Annotated in this window: 5 protein-coding genes; all 5 read left to right on the top strand. The window is 34.5% G+C overall.

The genetic code is table 11. The features are described 5' to 3' along the window. Positions 1 to 152: 152 nt before the first annotated feature. Positions 153 to 419 carry a hypothetical protein gene (locus CIL02_RS16540; RefSeq protein WP_206073485.1) on the top strand — a complete coding sequence of 89 codons (267 nt, stop codon included), beginning with the start codon at positions 153 to 155 and terminating at the stop codon, positions 417 to 419. A gap of 4 nt (positions 420 to 423) precedes the next feature. After that, entirely contained in the window at positions 424 to 1,455 is a 1,032-nt protein-coding gene (locus CIL02_RS10915; protein ID WP_094401660.1) for a polysaccharide pyruvyl transferase family protein, read from the top strand. Positions 1,456 to 1,461: 6 nt separating this feature from the next. Then, complete coding sequence (locus CIL02_RS10920) at positions 1,462 to 2,391, top strand: glycosyltransferase family 8 protein (RefSeq protein WP_094401661.1); 930 nt, start codon at positions 1,462 to 1,464, stop codon at positions 2,389 to 2,391. 580 nt (positions 2,392 to 2,971) lie between these two features. Then, entirely contained in the window at positions 2,972 to 3,844 is an 873-nt protein-coding gene (locus CIL02_RS10930; RefSeq protein ID WP_094401665.1) for a GT-D fold domain-containing glycosyltransferase, read from the top strand. Between the two features lie 11 nt (positions 3,845 to 3,855). Beyond that, positions 3,856 to 4,686, top strand: an 831-nt coding sequence (locus CIL02_RS10935; protein ID WP_206073487.1) for a DUF6625 family protein, incomplete at its 3' end; no start/stop codon positions are given.

Below are 4,686 nucleotides of genomic sequence, written 5' to 3' on the forward strand. Positions count from 1 at the left end.
CAGAGAGGTCAGACCCCAAGGTTATGTCTATGCACAAAGCGTTGAGTGTGAAGAGCCGTGTGAGGGGAGACTTTCACGCACGGTTCTGTGAGAGGGTGAGGGTGAAACTCCCTCGCTCTACTCGACCCTGACCCTTGTGTCCCCTGACCCTTGTGAATGTTTGGACAGAATGCAACTCTATTATCGGAAAGAAATTTGTTAGAGTAGGATGGACTGTAAATTCTCCACATACAAAGAAATATTATCAAGGGTATAAATCTTATGTAGATAATAATCTTCCGATGATGGTTAATTCTGATTATGAACAATATATTGAGATGATAGAAGAAAGTCTTAAAAGCTATTATAAAACTCCAGTTAAAAGGAAAATATTGGTTAAACAAGATAAAATGCAGATTATAAAATTTGAAAGAATATAGGAAGATGAAATACGGTTTAATGGTTGTCAGCACTGGTGTTGACGAGAAAATCAATATTGGGGATTATGTTCAGGCTTTGGCTGCAAAGCAGTTCCTTCCTTATACAGATGCTTTTCTTGAGCGAGAAACAGATCTTAAGAAATATGATGGTGAGGAAATAAAGATGATAATGAACGGATGGTATATGAACCATCCTGAAAACTGGCCCCCATCAGAAAAAATCAACCCTTTGTTTGTTGCATTGCATATAAATCGTTGTGGTCTTCCAAAATTCCTTGATGATGAGAGCATATCATATTTTAAAAAACATGAACCTGTAGGGTGTCGTGATACAAAATCGGCAAGTTTGCTACGAGATAAAGGAGTTGATGCATATTTCAGTGGATGTATGACTCTGACCCTTGGGCAAAAATACAAATCACAAAAGAGAGGTGATAAAGTGTATGTTGTCGAACCTTATTGTGCTACGGCAGGTCTTATTGCTAATCATAAGTCGTTATCTCTAAAAACATTCATGTATCTTGCTTTACATTGGTCATCTATAAGAAATATTACATATAAAAAGCACGAGAAAGGATTGAAGGCGTTGTTCTATAATGCTTTTTTCCTAATGCAGTATAGTAAGGTGTTCGATAGAGAAATGCTTGTTGATGCAGAATATATAAATCAATATAATTATGGTATTCAAAAGGAGTATCCAAGCCAGCAAGACAAATTGGACTATGCTGAGTCTTTAGTGAGGAAATATTCGGAGGCTGCTTGTGTTATTACATCCAGAATACATTGTGCATTACCATGTCTTGGATTAGAAACACCTGTTGTCTTTGTAGAATTGAAAGGTGATTCTGATTATAGTACAGATCGTTTTGGCGGACTTATAAATCTTTTCAATGTGATGACTTGGGATGGGCTTAATCTACATAACCCATTGACATCATTTAAGATTAACAGAGCCAGATTTCCTAAAAACAAAGAAGATTGGAGATTGATAGCAGACAAGCTCATAAATACATGTGAAAAATTCATAAACCAATAATGTACTATGCATTTATTATTTGTATCCAATGATACTTATATCCCACATGTTGCCACAACATTAGCTTCTATCTTTGAAAATAATAAAGATATGGAATTCATTGTCCATGTCATGGTAACAGATATTTCTGGAAAAAACAATGCAAAGCTGAAAGACTTTGTCGAAAGATATGGGCATACACTTGATGTAAAGGTTGTAAATCCTAATGATTTGGATATAGATTTATCTGTATGTGGTAAGTGGGGAATCTTTCCTTCATTAAAACTATATGCAGCCGATTTATTTCCAACTGTTGATAAAATCCTATATGTTGATGCAGATATGATTTGTCTTGGAAGTTTAAAGGCAATAGAACACATTGAAATGGTTGATTATTGGATTGCTGAGACTACCGATGAACAAGGTGCAGAAAAACATAAGGAACGTTTAGGTTTGTCGTCTGATTCTTTTTATGGATGTGCCGGCTTGGTGTGGTTTAATTTGGCAAAATGGAGAGAAGAAAAAGTACGCCAGAAATGTTTTGCCTTTTTTAATGATCCTGCAAATCGTGAAGTCTTAGAATTTGGAGAACAAGACGTAATGAACAAGGTTTGTCAAGGCCATATCTATGAGTTGCCGATCATATACAATATGTTCAGTTATTATTGGCTTCATCATGGTCGTAACATACCGATTCGCTATAGAAAAGATATAGAAGAGTATAAAACAAATGCAGTGATAATCCACTATATTGATTCGTTTAAACCATGGTTTAAAGACTGCTTGTTTCCATTGAAGAAATATTATTGGAAATACCATTCATTGACTCCATGGGCGGATGAAAGATATGGGTATTCCAAAGGATATCAAGGCGCTTTTAATTTGTTAAAATCAAGACTTAAACAGTTCTTGAACAGTTGTGGTCTAAAACATTATGAATATGCCTTTGATTGTTAACGGGGGAGATTTGGTTTAGATATTTATTTGCTTTAGCCATTTGGTTTGTGGCAACACGAGTGATAAATAGGTTTCCAGAAATAATAAGTAATCTTTTAAGTTTGGAACTTATCGTCAAATATTTCCCTTATTTTTTGATGGGTAATATTATTAAACGTTATCAGTTACATGATAAGATTTTTGATAATTACATCCTCTTGTATACTTCCATAATAATATGGATGTGTTCCTTCTTATTTCCCTTTCATTATGGAGAATATATAGTTTCATGTGCAGAAGTTCTGATTATTATGCATATTTGCAAAAGGATGAATTCAGAAAAACTAAAAATAAATAAAAGTTTAATAAGAGTAGGTCAGGGTACGTTATATATTTATATATTTCATTATTTTGCTATAGAGTTAATGGTAACAAATTGTTTTCAGCGTTTTTTAGCAAATGCTTCATGATTCTTCATTGATTTATTGATGGCGACATTACCTGTTGCTGCAGCAATATCGTTCTCTCTTGTATTGAAATGGATACTGGAAAAAGATAGACTGGTTATGAAATATGTATTTGGGAAAAAAGCATAAATAATATGATAAAGAAAATAATACGTAAGTTCATCGATGAACATTTCTTGATTCCGATGGCTTTCAAGAAAACCTCAAAACTTCAGATAATGAGCTCTATGGATTCAATAAGGTATATTATTGACCATAAATGTTCTTTGAGCCGTTTTGGTGATGGTGAGTTAGATAGCATAGAGGGTAAGGGCGGAGAATACCAACATCCTTCGCCTAGGCTTTCAAAGATGCTTCTTGAATGTCTGCAATCTGATTTGCCAAATCACAAGGTTGCAATACCTAATCACCTGAACCATTATGATGGAAAACCGAAGCAGGGGTTTTGGACAAATTATGTAGTTGGACATCACAAAAAGTTCCTTCATTGGTTGTCTTTTGACAAGGTATATCTTGACACCCAACTTACAAGGTTTTATTATGAGCATAAAGATAAGAGTCATTGTGCAGAACATATAGGTTTGATTAAACAGATATGGGATGGTCGTGATGTCGTCATTGTGGAGGGAGCAAAGACCCGCTCCGGCATCGGTAATGATTTGTATGCCAACGCAAAGAGCATCCAGCGTATATTGGGTCCTGCACTTAGCGGCTTTGACAGATATGACGACATATACAATTTTATAGTCAATAATGTAAGTAAAGATAAATTAATTCTTTTATCATTTGGTATCTCAGCTACTGTATTGGCTTATGAATTGGCAAAATTAGGATATCAGGCTATTGATTTAGGACATCTTGATATTGAATATGAATGGTTCCGTATGGGAGCTAAAGACAGAGTTCCTATAAAAGGCAAGTTTACCAATGAATCAGAAGATGGCCATAATCCATCACAATGTACTGATCCAAGGTATGCAGAACAGATAATAGCTGACTTCTCATAAAGGTGACGGATATGAAATCAATTATCGTTATATTACTATATTTTGGTAAATTACCAAATATGTTTCCTTTTTGGTTGGAAAGTTGCATATTGAATTCTTCTGTGGATTTTCTGATAGCCACAGACCAGCAGATTAATTGTAAAGCTTCAAATATTAAAGTAATACAATCTTCTCTGCCTAATATCAAAGACAAACTGGAGAGATTGTTGGGAATGCGGATTTGGCTGGAAAAACCATATAAACTGTGCGATTTCAGACCTTTGTATAAGGAACTATTTTTTGAATATGTCAAAGACTATGATTTCTGGGGATATTGTGATTGTGACTTGATCTTTGGTAATATCAGAGAGTTTTTAACAGACGAACTTCTGAACAAGAAAGATTATATTTTAGGAATGGGACATTTCCATATTCAGAGTGTTGAAAATGACAAGTTTGAAAATGTTTGGAAAACAGCACGTGGTCTATGGAGGAATATTCAATGGAAGGAGGTTTTCCAAAGTTCCAAGAATGAATGGTTTGATGAATTGCCTTACGGCGTTTCTGGTAGATATTATGATATGTATCCAGATTTATTTTGGAGTGGATTCGGACCAGAAAGACGATGTTATGATAGCCCTTCTTCACAATATTTGCCATTCAAGGATGGTTACAACTGCTATGACCTATATTCACAAGATCCAGCATACCAGAACCATGTAGAGAGACTTTTTTTTTGGAAAAGGAAAAAATGTGATGAAATAAATAATATTGTATATATTAAAGACGGAATATCACTGTATTCTGTCGGAACTAATAAAAAAGATGAGATAATAAAAACTTCAATATTGTATGCTCATTTG

This window comes from Prevotella sp. P3-122, assembly GCF_002251365.1.
Classification (GTDB): Bacteria; Bacteroidota; Bacteroidia; order Bacteroidales; family Bacteroidaceae; genus Prevotella.

What these genes read in the sequence shown, in the direction of transcription:
- CIL02_RS10930 (WP_094401665.1), top strand. Translation starts at nt 2,972, where the DNA reads ATGATAAAGAAAATAATACGTAAGTTCATCGATGAACATTTCTTGATT.
- CIL02_RS10915 (WP_094401660.1), top strand. Translation starts at nt 424, where the DNA reads ATGAAATACGGTTTAATGGTTGTCAGCACTGGTGTTGACGAGAAAATC.
- CIL02_RS10920 (WP_094401661.1), top strand. Translation starts at nt 1,462, where the DNA reads ATGCATTTATTATTTGTATCCAATGATACTTATATCCCACATGTTGCC.